Source organism: Variovorax sp. KBS0712 (genome assembly GCF_006323185.2).
GTDB classification, from domain to species: Bacteria; Pseudomonadota; Gammaproteobacteria; order Burkholderiales; family Burkholderiaceae_C; genus Variovorax; species Variovorax boronicumulans.
The window spans coordinates 162121-177970 of the sequence record NZ_VCCD02000002.1; the positions used below are offsets into that span (position 1 = coordinate 162121).

The following is a 15850-nucleotide window of genomic DNA, read 5'->3' on the forward strand; positions in this document are numbered from 1 at the left end:
GGCTTGCTTTACAGCAGGTGGGCAACGCCGGCGCGTTCGCCTTCGAGCTCTTCGAGCGTCTTGTTGATGCGTTCCTGGCTGAAGGCGTCGATCTCGAGGCCTTCGACCAGCTTGTACTCACCGTTTTCGCAGGTGACCGGGAAGCCGAACATCACGTCCTTCGGAATGCCGTACTGGCCGTCCGACGGGATGCCCATCGTGACCCACTTGCCGTTGGTGCCCAGGGCCCAGTCGCGCATGTGGTCGATGGCGGCGTTGGCGGCCGAGGCAGCCGACGACAGGCCTCGGGCTTCGATGATGGCCGCGCCGCGCTTGCCGACGGTCGGCAGGAAGGTGTTGGCGTTCCATTCCTGGTCGTTGATCATCTTGGCGACGCTTTCGCCGTTGATGGTCGCAAAGCGGTAGTCGGCGTACATCGTGGGCGAGTGGTTGCCCCAGACGGTGAGCTTCTCGATGTCGGCCACGGCCTTGCCGGTCTTGGCGGCGATTTGGCTGGCGGCGCGGTTGTGGTCCAGGCGCAGCATGGCGGTGAAGTTCTTGCGCGGCAGGTCGGGCGCCGACTTCATGGCGATGTAGGCGTTGGTGTTGGCGGGGTTGCCGACGACCAGCACCTTCACGTTGCGCGAGGCGACGGCGTTCAGTGCCTTGCCTTGTGCCGTGAAGATGGCGCCGTTGACGGCCAGCAGCTCGGCGCGTTCCATGCCGGGGCCGCGGGGGCGCGAACCGACCAGCAAGGCGTAGTCGGCGTCCTTGAAGGCGGTCATCGGGTCGCCGTGGGCTTCCATGCCGGCCAGCAGCGGGAAGGCGCAGTCGTCGAGCTCCATCATCACGCCCTTGAGCGCCTTCTGGGCCTTCTCGTCGGGGATTTCGAGCAGTTGCAGGATGACCGGCTGGTCTTTGCCGAGCATTTCGCCGGAAGCGATACGGAACAACAGGGCGTAACCGATTTGACCGGCGGCACCGGTAACGGCAACGCGGACAGGCTTTTTGCTCATGGGAAGACTCCAGAAGGTGGTGAAACGGGTTAGCGCTCTCGTGGGGCGCCGCGGTCCAGCGGGGGGAAGCTTTCCCGCGGCGCGGGACCGGCCCGCATTTTAAGCCGATTCGACAAAGGCCGTCTTATGTCTTATATAAGATATCCTCTGGGGGTCCGCCACGGCGCACCCCACCGCTGCCATGAACACGCCCTCCACCCTCGACGAGCCCACGACGCCGTCCTTCAGTCCGCTCTACCAGCAGATCAAGACCCTGATCCTGCAGAGCCTGCAGGCCGGCGAGTGGAAGCCGGGCGAGCCCATCCCCAGCGAGATGGACCTGGCCGTGCGTTACCGCGTGAGCCAGGGCACGGTGCGCAAGGCGATCGACGAGCTGGCGGCCGAAAACCTGGTGGTGCGCCGCCAGGGCAAGGGCACCTTCGTGGCCACGCATGCCGAGCAGCATGTGCAGTACCGTTTTCTCAAGCTGGTGCCCGACGCCGGCAGCCCGAGCGCCGAAGGCCCGGCCGAGCGCACCATCGTCGACTGCAAGCGCCTGCGCGCCTCGGCCGACGTGGCGCGCGCGCTGAGCCTGCGCACCGGCGACGCCGTGCTGCAGGTGCGCCGCGTACTCGCCTACGGCGGCGTGCCGACCATCCTCGAAGACCTCTGGCTGCCCGGCGCGCCCTTCAAGGGCCTCACGGCCGACCGGCTGCGCGCCTGGCCGGGCCCGATGTACGCGATGTTCGAAACCGAGTTCGGCGTGCGCATGGTGCGCGCCGAAGAAAAGATCCGCGCCGTGCTGCCCGATGCCGAACAGGCGCAGCTGCTCGACGTGCCGCTGCAGATGCCGCTGTTGAGCGTGGAGCGCGTGGCGCACACGTACCACGACATGCCGATGGAACTGCGCCGCGGCCTGTACCGCACCGACACCCACCACTACCGCAACCAGCTGGGCTGATCCGATGGCGCCGAAGAACCTCGCCCGCGCGGGCACAAACGCGCACACTCAGCCCGCGCAACGCAGCCTCGAGCCCCGAGCATCCGACTGCCGCAGTGCGTTGACTCCTGTGCGTCCGATGCGCGATGGTGCATTGCAATAGAATTTTGCGTTGTTTGCATTCCGCAGAAGAAACAAAAGCGTTCGCTCTCAGAACAAGCCAACAAGTCACAAAGCCACGAAAGCCATCTCCCTATGACAGAGCTTGCAACTCCCCCCCGGCCGCCGCGTCGCGAATTCCGGAACATCAACGCCTTTACCGATCTCACGACCTACCGGCTGCCGCCGGCTGGCATCGTGTCGATCCTGCACCGCGTGAGCGGCGTGATCATGTTCCTGCTGATGCCCTTCATCATCTGGATGTTCGACACCTCGCTGTCATCTGACTATTCGTTCGCGAAATTCAAGGCCGCGTTCAACACCGGCATCGGCTTTGCCCCGGGATGGTTCTTCAAGCTCGTCGCACTGGCGCTCATCTGGGCCTACCTGCACCACTTCATCGCCGGCCTGCGTCACCTCTGGATGGACGTGAGCCACTCCGCCGTGACCAAGGAATTCGGTCACAGCTCGGCCATCTTCACGTTGCTCGCGAGCATCACCCTCACGCTGGTGCTTGCCGCCAAGCTGTTTGGCATTTACTAAAAAGGAGCCACCCATGTCTGTGAATTACGGCTCCAAGCGCGTCGTCGTCGGCGCCCACTACGGTCTGCGCGACTGGCTCAGCCAGCGCATCACCGGCGCCCTGATGGCGCTGTTCACGATCGTCCTGCTCGCACAGCTGATCTTCTCGCGCGGCCCCATCGGTTACGACCTGTGGGCCGGCATCTTCGCCGCACAGTGGATGAAGGTCCTGACCTTCTCCGTGATCGTTGCCCTGCTCTATCACGTGTGGGTCGGCATGCGCGACGTGTGGATGGACTACGTCCAGCCTGTCGCCATCCGTCTCGTGCTGCAAGTTTTCACCATCGTCTGGCTTGTCGGTTGTGCGGGTTGGGCCATTCAAGTGCTTTGGAAGATCTGACCCACCATGACCTACACAAAAGAAAACATCACCAAGCGCAAGTTCGACGTCGTCATCGTCGGTGCCGGCGGCTCCGGCATGCGCGCCTCGCTGCAACTCGCCCGTGCCGGCCTCAACGTGGCCGTGCTCTCCAAGGTGTTCCCGACCCGTTCGCACACCGTCGCGGCCCAGGGCGGCGTGGGCGCCTCGCTCGGCAACATGAGCGAGGACAACTGGCACTACCACTTCTACGACACGATCAAGGGTTCCGACTGGCTCGGCGACCAGGACGCGATCGAGTTCATGTGCCGTGAAGCCCCGAAGGTCGTGTACGAGCTCGAACACTTCGGCATGCCCTTCGACCGCAACCCCGACGGCACGATCTACCAGCGTCCGTTCGGCGGCCACACGGCCAACTACGGCGAGAAGGCCGTGCAGCGCGCCTGCGCCGCGGCCGACCGCACCGGCCACGCGATGCTGCACACGCTCTACCAGAAGAACGTCGAAGCCCGCACCCAGTTCTTCGTCGAATGGATGGCGCTGGACCTCATCCGCGACAACGAAGGCGATGTGGTCGGCGTCACGGCCCTCGAGATGGAAACCGGCGACCTGCACATCCTGCAGGCCAAGACCGTGCTGCTGGCCACCGGCGGCGCAGGCCGCATCTTCGGTGCGTCCACCAACGCGTTCATCAACACCGGCGACGGCCTGGGCATGGCCGCACGTTCGGGCATCCCGCTGCAGGACATGGAGTTCTGGCAGTTCCACCCCACCGGCGTGGCCGGCGCGGGCGTGCTGCTGACCGAAGGCTGCCGCGGCGAAGGCGCGATCCTGCTGAACAGCAACGGTGAACGCTTCATGGAGCGCTACGCGCCCACCCTGAAGGACCTGGCACCGCGCGACTTCGTCTCGCGCTCGATGGACCAGGAAATCAAGGAAGGCCGTGGCTGTGGTCCCAACAAGGACTACATCCACATGAAGCTGGACCACCTGGGTGCCGACACCATCCACAAGCGGCTGCCGTCGGTCTACGAGATCGGCATCAACTTCGCCAACGTCGACGTCACCAAGGAACCGATTCCCGTGGTGCCCACCATCCACTACCAGATGGGCGGCATCCCGACGAACATCAACGGCCAGGTCGTCATCCAGAAGGGTGAAGACAACAGCGCCGTAGTGAACGGCCTGTACGCGGTGGGCGAATGCTCCTGCGTGAGCGTGCACGGCGCCAACCGCCTGGGCACCAACTCGCTGCTCGACCTCCTGGTGTTCGGCCGCGCGGCCGGCAACCACATCGTCGAGTTCAACGACAAGCTCAAGGAACACAAGGAACTGCCCAAGGATGCGGCCGACCGCACCCTGCAGCGCCTGAACGAACTCGAAGCCTCCACCGGCGGCGAGTACGCCCAGGACGTGGCTGGCGAGATCCGCGCCGTCATGCAGCAGCATGCCGCCGTGTTCCGCAAGCAGGCCTCGATGGACGAAGGCGTGGTCAAGATCGCCGCCGTGCGCGAGCGCGTCAAGTCGATCGGCCTGAAGGACAAGTCCAAGGTGTTCAACACCGCCCGCATCGAAGCACTGGAAGTCGACAACCTGATCGAAGTGGCGCAGGCCACCATGGTCTCGGCCGCCGCCCGCAAGGAATGCCGCGGCGCCCACACGGTGGAAGACTACGAGCGTCCCGCGGACGACCCGGTCGCACCGCTGGGCCGCGACGACGCCAACTGGATGAAGCACACGCTCTGGTACAGCGCGGACAACCGCCTCTCGTACAAGCCCGTCAAGCTGCAGCCGCTGACGGTGGCATCCGTGCCGCCCAAGGTCCGCACGTTCTAAGAATATTTACAAGGTCCATACGATGAAGCGCACATTCCAGATCTACCGCTACGACCCGGACAAGGACGCCAAGCCCTACATGCAGACGGTCGAGGTCGAACTCGACGGCCACGAACGCATGCTGCTGGACGCCCTGATGAAGCTCAAGGCGCAGGATCCCACGCTGTCGTTCCGCCGCTCGTGCCGCGAAGGCGTCTGCGGCTCCGACGCGATGAACATCAACGGCAAGAACGGTCTGGCCTGCCTGACCAACATGAACACGCTCAAGGGCACCGTCGTGCTCAAGCCGCTGCCGGGCCTGCCCGTCATCCGCGACCTGATCGTCGACATGACCCAGTTCTTCAAGCAGTACAACTCGATCAAGCCGTACCTGCAGAACGACACCGTGCCGCCCGAGAAGGAGCGCCTGCAGTCGCCCGAAGAGCGTGAAGAGCTCGACGGCCTGTACGAGTGCATCCTGTGCGCGAGCTGCTCCACGAGCTGCCCGAGCTTCTGGTGGAACCCCGACAAGTTCGTCGGCCCGGCCGGCCTGCTGCAGGCCTACCGCTTCATCGCCGACAGCCGCGACGAAGCCACCGCCGAGCGCCTGGACAACCTGGAAGACCCGTACCGCCTGTTCCGCTGCCACACGATCATGAACTGCGTGGACGTGTGCCCGAAGAGCCTGAACCCGACCAAGGCCATCGGCAAGATCAAGGAACTGATGGTGCGTCGCGCCATCTGACGGTTTTTCCGAGAAGCCTTACTTATGTCGACCCCCGCCAACGCCCCCGATACGCTGCTCGGCGAACGCGCGCTGAGCAAGCTCAAGTGGCGTTGCCGGCGCGGCCTGCTGGAGAACGACCTGTTCATCGCCCGCTTCTTCGAGCGGCACGAATCCCACATGACCGTCGGTCAAGCGGGAGCGATGGAGACATTGATGGACCTGTCGGACAACGACCTCCTCGACCTGCTGCTGTGCAGAAAGGAGCCCGAGCCCGCATGGGCCGGGGCCGAGGTGGTCGCATTGCTGCAGCTGATGCGTACCGACGGCGCTCAGCGTCCCGCCATTTTTTCTCCTTCGTCCTGAATCCACCTCTGAAAGTAAACCGAAATGAAAGCATCCGATACCAAGGCCACGCTGTCGTTCAGCAATGGCGGCGACAACGTCGAACTGCCGATCTACAAGGGCACCATCGGGCCCGACGTGATCGACATCCGCAAGCTGTATGCACAGACCGGCATGTTCACGTACGACCCGGGCTTCATGTCGACCGCCGCCTGCCAGTCGGCCATCACCTACATCGACGGTGACAAGGGCGAGCTGCTGTACCGCGGCTACCCCATCGAGCAGCTCGCCACCAACTGCGACTTCCTCGAGACCTGCCACCTGCTGCTGTACGGCGAGCTGCCGGACGCCGGCAAGAAGGCCAATTTCACGAAGCTCGTGACCAACCACACGATGGTCAACGAGCAAATGCAGTTCTTCCTGCGCGGCTTCCGTCGCGATGCCCATCCGATGGCCATCATGACCGGCCTCGTGGGCGCCCTGTCGGCCTTCTATCACGACAGCACGGACATCAACAATCCCGAGCACCGCGAGATCGCCGCGATCCGTCTGATCGCGAAGATGCCCACGCTCGTGGCCATGGCCTACAAGTACACCGTCGGCCAGCCGTACATGTACCCGAAGAACGAACTCAGCTATGCAGGCAACTTCCTGCACATGATGTTCGCCACGCCGTGCGAAGAGTACAAGGTGAACCCGGTGCTCGAGCGCGCGCTCGACCGCATCTTCATCCTGCACGCCGACCACGAGCAGAACGCCTCGACCTCGACCGTGCGCCTGTGCGGCTCGTCGGGCACGAACCCCTTCGCAGCCATTGCGGCCGGCGTGGCGTGCCTGTGGGGCCCGGCCCACGGCGGCGCCAACGAAGCGGCGCTGAACATGCTGTACGACATCCAGCGCGAAGGCGGCGTGGAAAAGATCGGCGAGTTCATCAAGAAGGTCAAGGACAAGAACTCGAACGTCAAGCTGATGGGCTTCGGCCATCGCGTGTACAAGAACTACGACCCGCGCGCCAAGCTGATGCAGGAAACCTGCAACGAAGTGCTGACCGAGCTGGGCCTGGAAAACGACCCGCTGTTCAAGCTGGCCAAGGAACTCGAGAAGATCGCCCTGGAAGATGAGTACTTCGTGTCGCGCAAGCTCTACCCGAACGTCGACTTCTACTCGGGCATCGTGCAGCGCGCCATCGGCATCCCCGTGCCGCTGTTCACCGCGATCTTCGCGCTGGCCCGCACCGTCGGCTGGATCGCCCAGCTGAACGAAATGATCGGCGACCCCGAGTACAAGATCGGCCGCCCGCGCCAGCTGTTCGAAGGCTCGCCCAAGCGTGACGTGAAGCCGATCTCGGCCCGCTGATCGACCGGCTGCGGAACCTCCGCCCCCTGAAAAAGCTGCCTCCGGGCAGCTTTTTTATTGCCCGTCCGGCATGCCCCTCCTCGCCAGCCGGCAGCGAGGTCATCGCGCATCGCGATGGCAAGTGCTTCAAAACAGGAAGAAAATAGCCAACTCATCGCCAAACGCGATGCCCAAGCCCCATGAGCACGTCCGAACGCAACTTTGCCCGCCGCATCGACCTCACGTCGTTGCAGCTGTTCGTGGCCGTGTGCGAGCTGGGCAGCATCGGGCGCGCAGCGGAGCGCGAGTTCATCGCGGCCTCGGCCGTGAGCAAGCGGCTGTCCGACCTGGAAGCCACGCTCGGCACCGCCCTGCTCTACCGCCATGCGCGCGGCGTCGACCTCACGCCGGCCGGCGAAAGCCTGCTGCACCACGCCCGCTCGGTGCTCTACAGCCTCGAGAAGATGCAAGGCGAGCTCAGCGAATACGCCGACGGCGTGCGCGGGCACGTGCGGGTGCACGCCAACATCTCGGCCATCGTGCAGTTCCTGCCGGAAGACCTGGGCGTGTTCTCGCGCGCGCACGAGGCCATCAAGATCGACCTCGAAGAGCACCTGAGCAGCGAGGTGATCCGCGCGGTGCAAGAGGGCGCGGCCGACCTCGGCGTGTGCCACGTGGCCGGCGGCGCGGGCGAACTGCAGAGCCTTTCCTACCGGCACGACCGCCTCGCCCTGATCGTTCCCGAGGGGCATGCGCTGGCCGCGCAGGACGCGATCGATTTCGTCGACTCGCTGGCCTTCGACCACGTCGGCCTGCACACCAACAGTTCGATCTACGTGGCGATGCACGAAGCGGCGCTGAGCGCCGGCCGCAGCGTGAAGCTGCGCATCCACGTCACGGGCCTGGACGCCATGTGCCGGATGATCGACAACGGCCTGGGCATCGGCGTGATGCCGCAGCGCGCCTTCGAACTCATGCACAACGGCATCGGCCGCGGCCTCGTGAGCGTCACGCTCAACGACGCCTGGGCGGCGCGCGAGATCCGGCTGGTGGCGCGCGACTTCTCCACCCTGCCGGTGGCGGCGCGCACGCTGGTGAACCACCTGCACGCGGCGGCCGATTCGGCCGACGCCACCGAACGACTCGCGGCCTAGACCGCGTCGACAGACAATCCATTTCCCCACGAAAGACAAGAGACCGACATGGCACGCACGCTCTACGACAAGATCTGGGACGAACACGTCGTCCACACCGAGGAAGACGGCACCGCGATCCTCTACATCGACCGCCACCTGGTGCACGAAGTGACCAGCCCGCAAGCCTTCGAAGGCCTGCGCGAGGCCGGCCGCAAGCTGTGGCGCATCAGCTCGGTCGTGGCCACCGCCGACCACAACACGCCGACCACCGGCTGGGAGCGCGGCTACGAAGGCATTGCCGACCCGACCAGCAAGGAGCAGGTCACCACGCTGGACCACAACATCGCCGAGTTCGGCGCCGCCGCGTTCTTCCCGTTCCTGAGCAAGCGCCAGGGCATCGTGCACGTGATCGGCCCGGAAAGCGGCGCGACGCTGCCGGGCATGACGGTCGTCTGCGGCGACTCGCACACCTCCACGCACGGCGCGTTCGGCGCGCTGGCGCACGGCATCGGCACCAGCGAGGTCGAGCACGTGATGGCCACGCAGACGCTGCTGGGCAAGAAGGCCAAGAACATGCTCGTGAAGGTCGAGGGCAAGCTGCCTCTGGGCTGCACTGCCAAGGACATCGTGCTGGCCATCATCGGCAAGATCGGCACCGCCGGCGGCACGGGCTACACGATCGAATTCGCCGGCTCGGCCATCCGCGACCTGAGCATGGAAGGCCGCATGACGGTCTGCAACATGGCCATCGAGGCCGGCGCGCGCGCCGGGCTTGTGGCGGTCGACGAGAAGACCATCAGCTACGTGAAGGGCCGTCCGCTCGCGCCCACCGGCGTCGAATGGGACCAGGCCGTGAGCTACTGGCGCACGCTGCAGTCCGACCCCGGCGCGACCTTCGACGCCGTGGTCGAGCTCGACGCTGCTCAGATCCAGCCGCAGGTCACCTGGGGCACCTCGCCCGAAATGGTGGTCGAGATCAACGGCCGCGTGCCCGATCCCGACAAGGAAAAGGACGCCAGCAAGCGCAGCGCCATCGAGCGCGCGCTGGTCTACATGGGCCTGGAGCCCAACAAGGCCATGAACGACATCTTTATCGACAAGGTGTTCATCGGCTCGTGCACCAACAGCCGCATCGAGGACATGCGCGAAGCCGCCGCAGTGGTGAAGAAGCTCGGCCAGAAAGTGGCCAAGAACGTGAAGCTCGCGATGGTCGTGCCCGGCTCGGGCGTGGTGAAGGAACAGGCCGAGCGCGAAGGCCTCGATGTGATCTTCAAGGCCGCGGGCTTCGAATGGCGCGAGCCCGGCTGCTCGATGTGCCTGGCGATGAACGCCGACCGGCTCGAGCCCGGCGAGCGCTGCGCATCGACCTCGAACCGCAACTTCGAAGGCCGCCAGGGCGCCGGCGGCCGTACCCACCTCGTGAGCCCGGCCATGGCTGCCGCCGCCGCGGTGCACGGCCACTTCGTCGACGTGCGCACCTTCGCCTGATCTGGAGACATCACATGCAGAAATTCACCGTGCACAAGGGCCTCGTGGCCCCCATGGACCGCGAGAACGTCGACACCGACGCGATCATTCCCAAGCAGTTCCTCAAGTCGATCAAGAAGACCGGCTTCGGCGTGAACCTGTTCGACGAGTGGCGCTACCTGGACGCCGGCTTTCCGGGCCAGGACCCGGCCAGCCGCAAGCCGAACCCCGACTTCGTGCTGAACCAGCCGCGCTACGCCGGCGCCTCGGTGCTGCTGGCGCGCAAGAACTTCGGCTGCGGCTCGTCGCGCGAGCACGCGCCCTGGGCACTCGACCAGTACGGCTTTCGCGCGATCATTGCGCCGAGCTACGCCGACATCTTCTTCAACAACAGCTTCAAGAACGGCCTGTTGCCGATCGTGCTGCCCGAGTCGCAGGTCTCGCAGCTGTTCGACGAGGCCTTCGCCTTCCCGGGCTACACCCTGACCATCGACCTGGAGCGCCAGGTGGTCGTGAAGCCCGACGGCCAGGAGTTCGCGTTCGACGTGCAGGCCTTCCGCAAGTACTGCCTGATCAACGGGCTGGACGACATCGGCCTGACGCTGCGCCACAAGGACAAGATCAAGGCCTTCGAGACCGAGCGCCTGGCGCAGAAGCCCTGGCTCGCGCACACGATGATCTCGTGATCGGCGGCATTTCCGTTTTCAAGAAAAAACCTCAGACCAACTTATGAAAATCGCAGTTCTCCCGGGTGACGGCATCGGCACCGAAATCGTGGCGGAAGCCGTCAGGGTGCTCGAAGTCCTCGACCTGAAGTTCGAGATGGAATCGGCCCTGGTCGGCGGCGCGGCCTACGAGGCGCACGGCCACCCGCTGCCCGAGTCGACGCTGAAGCTCGCGAAGGAATCCGACGCGGTGCTGTTCGGCGCCGTCGGCGACTGGAAGTACGACAAGCTCGACCGCCCGCTGCGTCCCGAGCAGGCCATCCTGGGGCTGCGCAAGAACCTGGGCCTGTTCGCCAACTTCCGCCCGGCCATCTGCTACGAGCAGTTGGTGGGCGCCTCGAGCCTGAAGCCCGAGCTGATCGCGGGCCTGGACATCCTCATCATCCGCGAGCTGACCGGCGACATCTACTTCGGCCAGCCGCGCGGGCGCCGCATCGCCACCGACGGTCACTTCCCCGGCGCCGAAGAGGCCTTCGACACGATGCGCTACTCGCGCCCCGAGGTCGAGCGCATCGCCCGCGTCGCCTTCGAAGCGGCCCGCAAGCGCAGCAAGCGCGTGACCAGCGTGGACAAGGCCAACGTGCTGGAGACCTTCCAGTTCTGGAAGGACATCGTGACCGAGGTCGGCAAGGAGTACCCCGACGTCGAACTCGACCACATGTACGTCGACAACGCGGCAATGCAGCTGGTGAAGGCGCCCAAGAAGTTCGACGTGGTCGTCACCGGCAACATGTTCGGCGACATCCTCTCGGACGAGGCCGCGATGCTCACCGGCTCCATCGGCATGCTGCCCTCGGCCTCGCTCAATGCGAGCAACCAGGGCCTGTACGAGCCCAGCCACGGCAGCGCGCCCGACATTGCTGGCAAAGGGGTTGCCAATCCTTTGGCTACAATCCTGTCCGCTGCCATGATGCTCCGCTTCTCCCTCAACCAGCCCGAAGCTGCCGACCGTATCGAGTCGGCGGTCAAGCACGTGCTCGCCTCCGGGCTGCGCACGGGCGACATCTGGTCCGAAGGCACGAAGCGCGTCGGCACCCGCGAAATGGGCGACGCGGTCGTAGCAGCCATCACCAAAAAGACGATTACCGGCTAACCGCAGCCCGCTTCGTCACGCCCTCCCCCGGCCGACGAGTCGGGGGCAAAAAAGACTGATTTTTTCTTTCTTCACTAAGGGCAAACTGAAATGGCGAACGCATCCAAGCAACCTCTGGTCGGCCTCGTGGGCTGGCGCGGCATGGTCGGCTCGGTCCTCATGGACCGCATGCAGGCCGAAGGCGACTTCGGCCTCATCGAGCCGGTCTTCTTCTCGACCTCGAACGCGGGCGGCAAGGCCCCGGCGATGGCCAAGAACGAAACCGCGCTCAAGGATGCGAACGACATCGAGGCACTGAAGAAGTGCGACATCGTCATCACCTGCCAGGGCGGCGACTACACCAGCGAGGTGTTCCCCAAGCTGCGCGCCGCCGGCTGGAACGGCCACTGGATCGACGCGGCCTCCACGCTGCGCATGAACGATGACGCGATCATCGTGCTCGACCCCGTCAACCTGCCCGTGATCCAGAATGCGCTCGCCAAGGGCGGCAAGAACTGGGTCGGCGGCAACTGCACCGTGAGCTGCATGCTCATGGGCGTGGGCGCCCTCTACAAGGCCGGCCTGGTCGAGTGGATGACCAGCATGACCTACCAGGCAGCCTCGGGCGGCGGCGCGCAGCACATGCGCGAGCTGCTGACCCAGTTCGGCACCCTGAACGCCGAAGTGCGTGCGCTGCTCGACGACCCGAAGTCGGCCATCCTCGAGATCGACCGCAAGGTGCTGCACAAGCAGCAGAACCTGAGCGCCTCCGAAATCGCCAACTTCGGCGCCCCGCTGGGCGGCTCGCTGATCCCCTGGATCGACAAGGACCTGGGCGACGGCATGTCCAAGGAAGAGTGGAAGGGCGGCGCCGAGACCAACAAAATTCTCGGCCAAGGCGCGGGCTTCGGCACCGCCGCCACGCCGGTGGACGGCTTCTGCGTGCGCATCGGCGCCATGCGCTGCCACAGCCAGGCGCTGACCTTCAAGCTCAAGAAGGACGTGCCGGTGGCCGACATCGAAGCGATGATCGCCGCCGACAACCCCTGGGCCAAGGTCGTGCCGAACACGCGCGAAGCCACAGTGAAGGACCTGACGCCGGTGGCCGTGACGGGCACCATGGACATCCCGGTCGGCCGCATCCGCAAGCTGGCGATGGGCCCCGAGTACGTCGGCGCCTTCACCATCGGCGACCAGCTGCTGTGGGGCGCGGCCGAACCGCTGCGCCGCATGCTGCGCATCCTGCTCGAAGCCTGATGCGGGCAGCTCAGGGCCTTGAAATACAAAAATGTTGCCGAAAGGCAACACAGGATGTCATCGGAAGTATGCGCGCACTGGGTAGATCAGGCGCATTGCCTTGTCAGTGCATGGTGATGATGCTAACGTCCTCTTACAAATTCAGGGCCTGAGCCGCCCCTATCAGCATGACAAGACATCTGTTGCCCGCGGCCCGCCCTTCGGCCGCCCGCCCCGCCCTGCCGTCGAATGGCTGGCGCCTTTCCATCCTGGGTGCCGCTGCGGCCCTGACGCTGGGACTGGCCAGCGCCGACGCCAGCGCCTTCGCGCTGGGACCGCTGCGGGTGCAGTCGGCACTGGGCGAACCGCTGCGCGCCGAGATCGATGTCACTGAAATGGCCGCCAACGAGGCGGAAGGCCTAAAGATCAACATCGCCACGGCCGAAGCCTTCAAGAACGCAGGCATCCCGTACAACGCGGCCCTCGGCGACGTGAAAGCCACGCTGCAGCGCCGCGCCGGCGGCCAGTACGTGGTGCGCCTGGCCGGCAACCGCCCGCTCAACGATCCCTTCATCGACCTGCTGCTCGAAGCCAATGGCGCCTCGGGCCGCATCGTGCGCGACTACACCGTGCTGCTCGATCCGCCGGCCACGCGCCAGGCGGCAGCCGCGCCGGTCGCGCCCATCGCACCGCAGATCGCCACGCCGGTCGAGCGCCCCGCGCCCGCCCCGCGCGTGCGCCGCGAACCCGCGCCTGCAGTGGCTGCAACGCCCGCACCCGCTGCGGCTGCGCCGGCCCCTGCGGCCGCACCGGCTCCCGCGCCGGCACGTGCCGCCGTCGCCGCCCCCAGCGGCGGCAATGGCGAGCAAGTCACGGTGCGCCGTGGCGACACCGCCGGCAAGATCGCCTCCGCCCACAAGCCCGCCGATGTCTCGCTCGACCAGATGCTGGTCGCGCTGCTGAACGCCAACCCCGACGCCTTCGTCGGCGGCAACGTCAACCGGATGAAGGCCGGTGCCGTGCTCGACCTGCCGAACGCCGCCGCAGCGGCCGCCGTGCCGGCCGCCGACGCACGCCGCACGATCACCGCGCAAAGCCGCGACTTCGGCAACTACCGCCAGCGTCTCGCCGAAAACGCCCCGACCACCAACGTGGCTGCCGCGAGCCGCCAGGCCTCGGGCAAGCTGCAGGCCAGCGTGGAAGACCGCAATGCCGCCGCCAGCGCACCCGACAAGCTCACGGTGTCGCAAGGCAACGCCGCCGCGCGCGCCGCCGATGAAAAGGTCGCGCAGGCCCGCCAGGCGCAGGACAGCAGCAACCGCGTCGCGGAGCTCACGAAGAACATCAACGAGCTGAACAAGCTCAAGGCCGGTGCTGGCACTGGCACGGGCACCGGTTCGTCCGCTGCTGCCGCCGCGCCTGCAGCGCCAGCCACCACGCCCGGCATTGCCGTTCCTGCGCCGCTGACTGGTGCCACGACGCCGACGCCAGCGGTCGCGGCCGCTCCTGTGCCCGCCGCGGCCCCTGCCGCCGCAGCCACCGCACCGGCAACGCCGGCGCCTGCAGCCGCGCCAGTGGCTGCAGCAACGCCTCCCGTTGCTGCAGCCTCCGCTGCCGCACCTGCAGTCACTGCAGCCGCACCGTCCACCACCGACGCAGCCGCCCTGCCCGTGGCAGCCGCTGCCAGCGCTGCAGTTGCAGCCGCAGCGCCCGTCGTCGCACCCAAGCCCGTGGTCAAGGCCGCACCGCCGCCGCCCCCGCCGGAACGCAGCTTCCTCGAGGAGCTGCTCGACAACCCGCTGATGCTCGCGGGCGCCGCGCTGATCGCGCTGCTGGTCGGCTTCCTGCTGTACCGCGTGCTGGGCCGCCGCCGCGAAGAAATGAGCGAAAGCGTGTTCCTCGAGAGCCGCATCCCCAAGGACTCGTTCTTCGGCGCCAGCGGCGGCGAATCGGTCGACACCAAGAACCGCGGCGACTCCACCGTGTCGTCGCTGTCGTACTCGCCGAGCCAGCTCGACGCGGGCGATGTCGACCCGGTCGCCGAAGCCGACGTCTACCTCGCCTACGGCCGCGACCTGCAGGCCGAGGAAATCCTGCGTGAAGCGCTGCGCCTGAACCCGGACCGCACCGCCATCCACCTCAAGCTGCTCGAAATCCACGCCAAGCGCCGCGACGTGCGCGCCTTCGACGGCCTGGCCACCGAAGTGCACAAGCTGACCAACGGCGCGGGCTCCGAATGGAACCGCGTGGTCGACATGGGCAAGGACCTCGACCCGGGCAACCCGCTGTACGAATCGGGCACGGGCACCGCGCGAGGCGCCAGCCAGGCCGAAACCGCCGCATTCGCCGGCGCACTGGCCGCCGCCGCCAAGCCGGCTGCCGCAGTCGCAGCAGCCGTCGTGGCACCGCCGCCCCCGGCCGCACCGCCCGTGGCGTCGGCCCCGCCGGCCTTCATGCCCTCGGTCGCGCCGCTGGACTTCGACCTCGACCTGACCCAGCCGCCCGCACCGGCGCCCGCCCCCGTGGGTGCCAGCCTGCCGAAGTCGGTCTACGCGCCGACGGCCGCACCGGCCCCGCTGAGCAACGGCCACGCCGCAGCACCTGTCGACCTCGAAAACGATTTCGACACGGCCCCCGGCGCGCTGACGGCCCACACGCGCCCCTCGTCGCTGAACGACGCAGAGCACAACACCCGCCCGGCCATGCTGCGCGACACGCTGCCTGCCGATTCGGGCTTCATCGAGTTCGACATGAGCGCCCTCGCCGGCCTGCCGGCCCGCTCCGCCGTCGCCGAAGCACCGCGCTCCGCGGCCGTGGCCACCTCGCCGTCCGCCCTGGACGACGACGGTGACGACAACCCACACGCCGTGAAGCTCTCGCTGGCCCGCGAACTGCAGGCCATTGGCGACGTCGAAGGCGCGCGCTCGCTGGTCGAGGAAGTCGAAGCCGAAAGCGCCGGCGACCTCAAGTCGCAAGCCAAGCAGCTGCTCGCCGAACTGCGCTGAGCCGGTTGCCGACTGC

At 66.4% G+C, this 15850-nt stretch carries 14 protein-coding genes; 13 read left to right on the forward strand and 1 reads right to left on the reverse strand.

Annotated features, from left to right (window positions below; translation table 11 throughout):
- Nucleotides 1-8: 8 nt before the first annotated feature.
- Nucleotides 9-995, reverse strand: a complete 987-nt coding sequence (locus FFI97_RS17640) for a malate dehydrogenase (RefSeq protein WP_042578072.1) — start codon at nt 993-995, stop codon at nt 9-11.
- Nucleotides 996-1176: 181 nt separating this feature from the next.
- Between FFI97_RS17640 and FFI97_RS17645 the strand changes: the two genes are divergently transcribed.
- The 13 genes from FFI97_RS17645 (at nt 1177) to FFI97_RS17705 (ending at nt 15834) form a co-directional block, all read left to right on the forward strand.
- Entirely contained in the window at nt 1177-1935 is a 759-nt protein-coding gene (locus FFI97_RS17645; protein ID WP_070062271.1) for a GntR family transcriptional regulator, read from the forward strand.
- Nucleotides 1936-2169: 234 nt separating this feature from the next.
- Complete coding sequence (sdhC, locus tag FFI97_RS17650; protein ID WP_139702447.1) at nt 2170-2616, forward strand: succinate dehydrogenase, cytochrome b556 subunit; 447 nt, start codon at nt 2170-2172, stop codon at nt 2614-2616.
- A gap of 13 nt (nt 2617-2629) precedes the next feature.
- On the forward strand, nt 2630-2995 hold the full coding sequence (gene sdhD / locus FFI97_RS17655) for a succinate dehydrogenase, hydrophobic membrane anchor protein (RefSeq protein ID WP_139702446.1): 366 nt from the start codon (nt 2630-2632) through the stop codon (nt 2993-2995).
- 6 nt (nt 2996-3001) lie between these two features.
- Nucleotides 3002-4810 carry a succinate dehydrogenase flavoprotein subunit gene (gene sdhA, locus FFI97_RS17660; protein ID WP_095949551.1) on the forward strand — a complete coding sequence of 603 codons (1809 nt, stop codon included), beginning with the start codon at nt 3002-3004 and terminating at the stop codon, nt 4808-4810.
- Between the two features lie 22 nt (nt 4811-4832).
- Complete coding sequence (locus tag FFI97_RS17665; protein ID WP_062479706.1) at nt 4833-5534, forward strand: succinate dehydrogenase iron-sulfur subunit; 702 nt, start codon at nt 4833-4835, stop codon at nt 5532-5534.
- Nucleotides 5535-5558: 24 nt separating this feature from the next.
- A complete protein-coding gene (locus tag FFI97_RS17670) occupies nt 5559-5879 on the forward strand; it encodes a succinate dehydrogenase assembly factor 2 (protein ID WP_062479704.1) in 321 nt (106 codons plus the stop codon).
- 24 nt (nt 5880-5903) lie between these two features.
- Nucleotides 5904-7214, forward strand: coding sequence for a citrate synthase (gene gltA, locus FFI97_RS17675; protein ID WP_056572035.1), 1311 nt, complete (start codon nt 5904-5906; stop codon nt 7212-7214).
- A gap of 179 nt (nt 7215-7393) precedes the next feature.
- Nucleotides 7394-8347 carry a LysR substrate-binding domain-containing protein gene (locus FFI97_RS17680; RefSeq protein ID WP_139702445.1) on the forward strand — a complete coding sequence of 318 codons (954 nt, stop codon included), beginning with the start codon at nt 7394-7396 and terminating at the stop codon, nt 8345-8347.
- A gap of 48 nt (nt 8348-8395) precedes the next feature.
- Complete coding sequence (gene leuC / locus FFI97_RS17685; protein WP_139702444.1) at nt 8396-9817, forward strand: 3-isopropylmalate dehydratase large subunit; 1422 nt, start codon at nt 8396-8398, stop codon at nt 9815-9817.
- Nucleotides 9818-9831: 14 nt separating this feature from the next.
- Nucleotides 9832-10482: a 3-isopropylmalate dehydratase small subunit gene (leuD, locus tag FFI97_RS17690; RefSeq protein WP_062479700.1), complete on the forward strand. Its 651-nt coding sequence runs from the start codon at nt 9832-9834 to the stop codon at nt 10480-10482.
- 43 nt (nt 10483-10525) lie between these two features.
- Nucleotides 10526-11614 (forward strand): 3-isopropylmalate dehydrogenase, encoded by a 1089-nt coding sequence (gene leuB, locus FFI97_RS17695; protein WP_139702443.1) that lies wholly within the window; start codon nt 10526-10528, stop codon nt 11612-11614.
- A 90-nt stretch (nt 11615-11704) separates the two neighbouring features.
- Nucleotides 11705-12850: an aspartate-semialdehyde dehydrogenase gene (gene asd / locus FFI97_RS17700; protein WP_070062265.1), complete on the forward strand. Its 1146-nt coding sequence runs from the start codon at nt 11705-11707 to the stop codon at nt 12848-12850.
- A gap of 167 nt (nt 12851-13017) precedes the next feature.
- Nucleotides 13018-15834 (forward strand): FimV/HubP family polar landmark protein, encoded by a 2817-nt coding sequence (locus FFI97_RS17705; protein WP_144004477.1) that lies wholly within the window; start codon nt 13018-13020, stop codon nt 15832-15834.
- Nucleotides 15835-15850: the final 16 nt, after the last annotated feature.

What these genes read in the sequence shown, in the direction of transcription:
- FFI97_RS17640 (WP_042578072.1), bottom strand. Translation starts at nt 995, where the DNA reads ATGAGCAAAAAGCCTGTCCGCGTTGCCGTTACCGGTGCCGCCGGTCAA.
- FFI97_RS17645 (WP_070062271.1), top strand. Translation starts at nt 1,177, where the DNA reads ATGAACACGCCCTCCACCCTCGACGAGCCCACGACGCCGTCCTTCAGT.
- sdhC (WP_139702447.1), top strand. Translation starts at nt 2,170, where the DNA reads ATGACAGAGCTTGCAACTCCCCCCCGGCCGCCGCGTCGCGAATTCCGG.
- sdhD (WP_139702446.1), top strand. Translation starts at nt 2,630, where the DNA reads ATGTCTGTGAATTACGGCTCCAAGCGCGTCGTCGTCGGCGCCCACTAC.
- sdhA (WP_095949551.1), top strand. Translation starts at nt 3,002, where the DNA reads ATGACCTACACAAAAGAAAACATCACCAAGCGCAAGTTCGACGTCGTC.
- FFI97_RS17665 (WP_062479706.1), top strand. Translation starts at nt 4,833, where the DNA reads ATGAAGCGCACATTCCAGATCTACCGCTACGACCCGGACAAGGACGCC.
- FFI97_RS17670 (WP_062479704.1), top strand. Translation starts at nt 5,559, where the DNA reads ATGTCGACCCCCGCCAACGCCCCCGATACGCTGCTCGGCGAACGCGCG.
- gltA (WP_056572035.1), top strand. Translation starts at nt 5,904, where the DNA reads ATGAAAGCATCCGATACCAAGGCCACGCTGTCGTTCAGCAATGGCGGC.
- FFI97_RS17680 (WP_139702445.1), top strand. Translation starts at nt 7,394, where the DNA reads ATGAGCACGTCCGAACGCAACTTTGCCCGCCGCATCGACCTCACGTCG.
- leuC (WP_139702444.1), top strand. Translation starts at nt 8,396, where the DNA reads ATGGCACGCACGCTCTACGACAAGATCTGGGACGAACACGTCGTCCAC.
- leuD (WP_062479700.1), top strand. Translation starts at nt 9,832, where the DNA reads ATGCAGAAATTCACCGTGCACAAGGGCCTCGTGGCCCCCATGGACCGC.
- leuB (WP_139702443.1), top strand. Translation starts at nt 10,526, where the DNA reads ATGAAAATCGCAGTTCTCCCGGGTGACGGCATCGGCACCGAAATCGTG.
- asd (WP_070062265.1), top strand. Translation starts at nt 11,705, where the DNA reads ATGGCGAACGCATCCAAGCAACCTCTGGTCGGCCTCGTGGGCTGGCGC.
- FFI97_RS17705 (WP_144004477.1), top strand. Translation starts at nt 13,018, where the DNA reads ATGACAAGACATCTGTTGCCCGCGGCCCGCCCTTCGGCCGCCCGCCCC.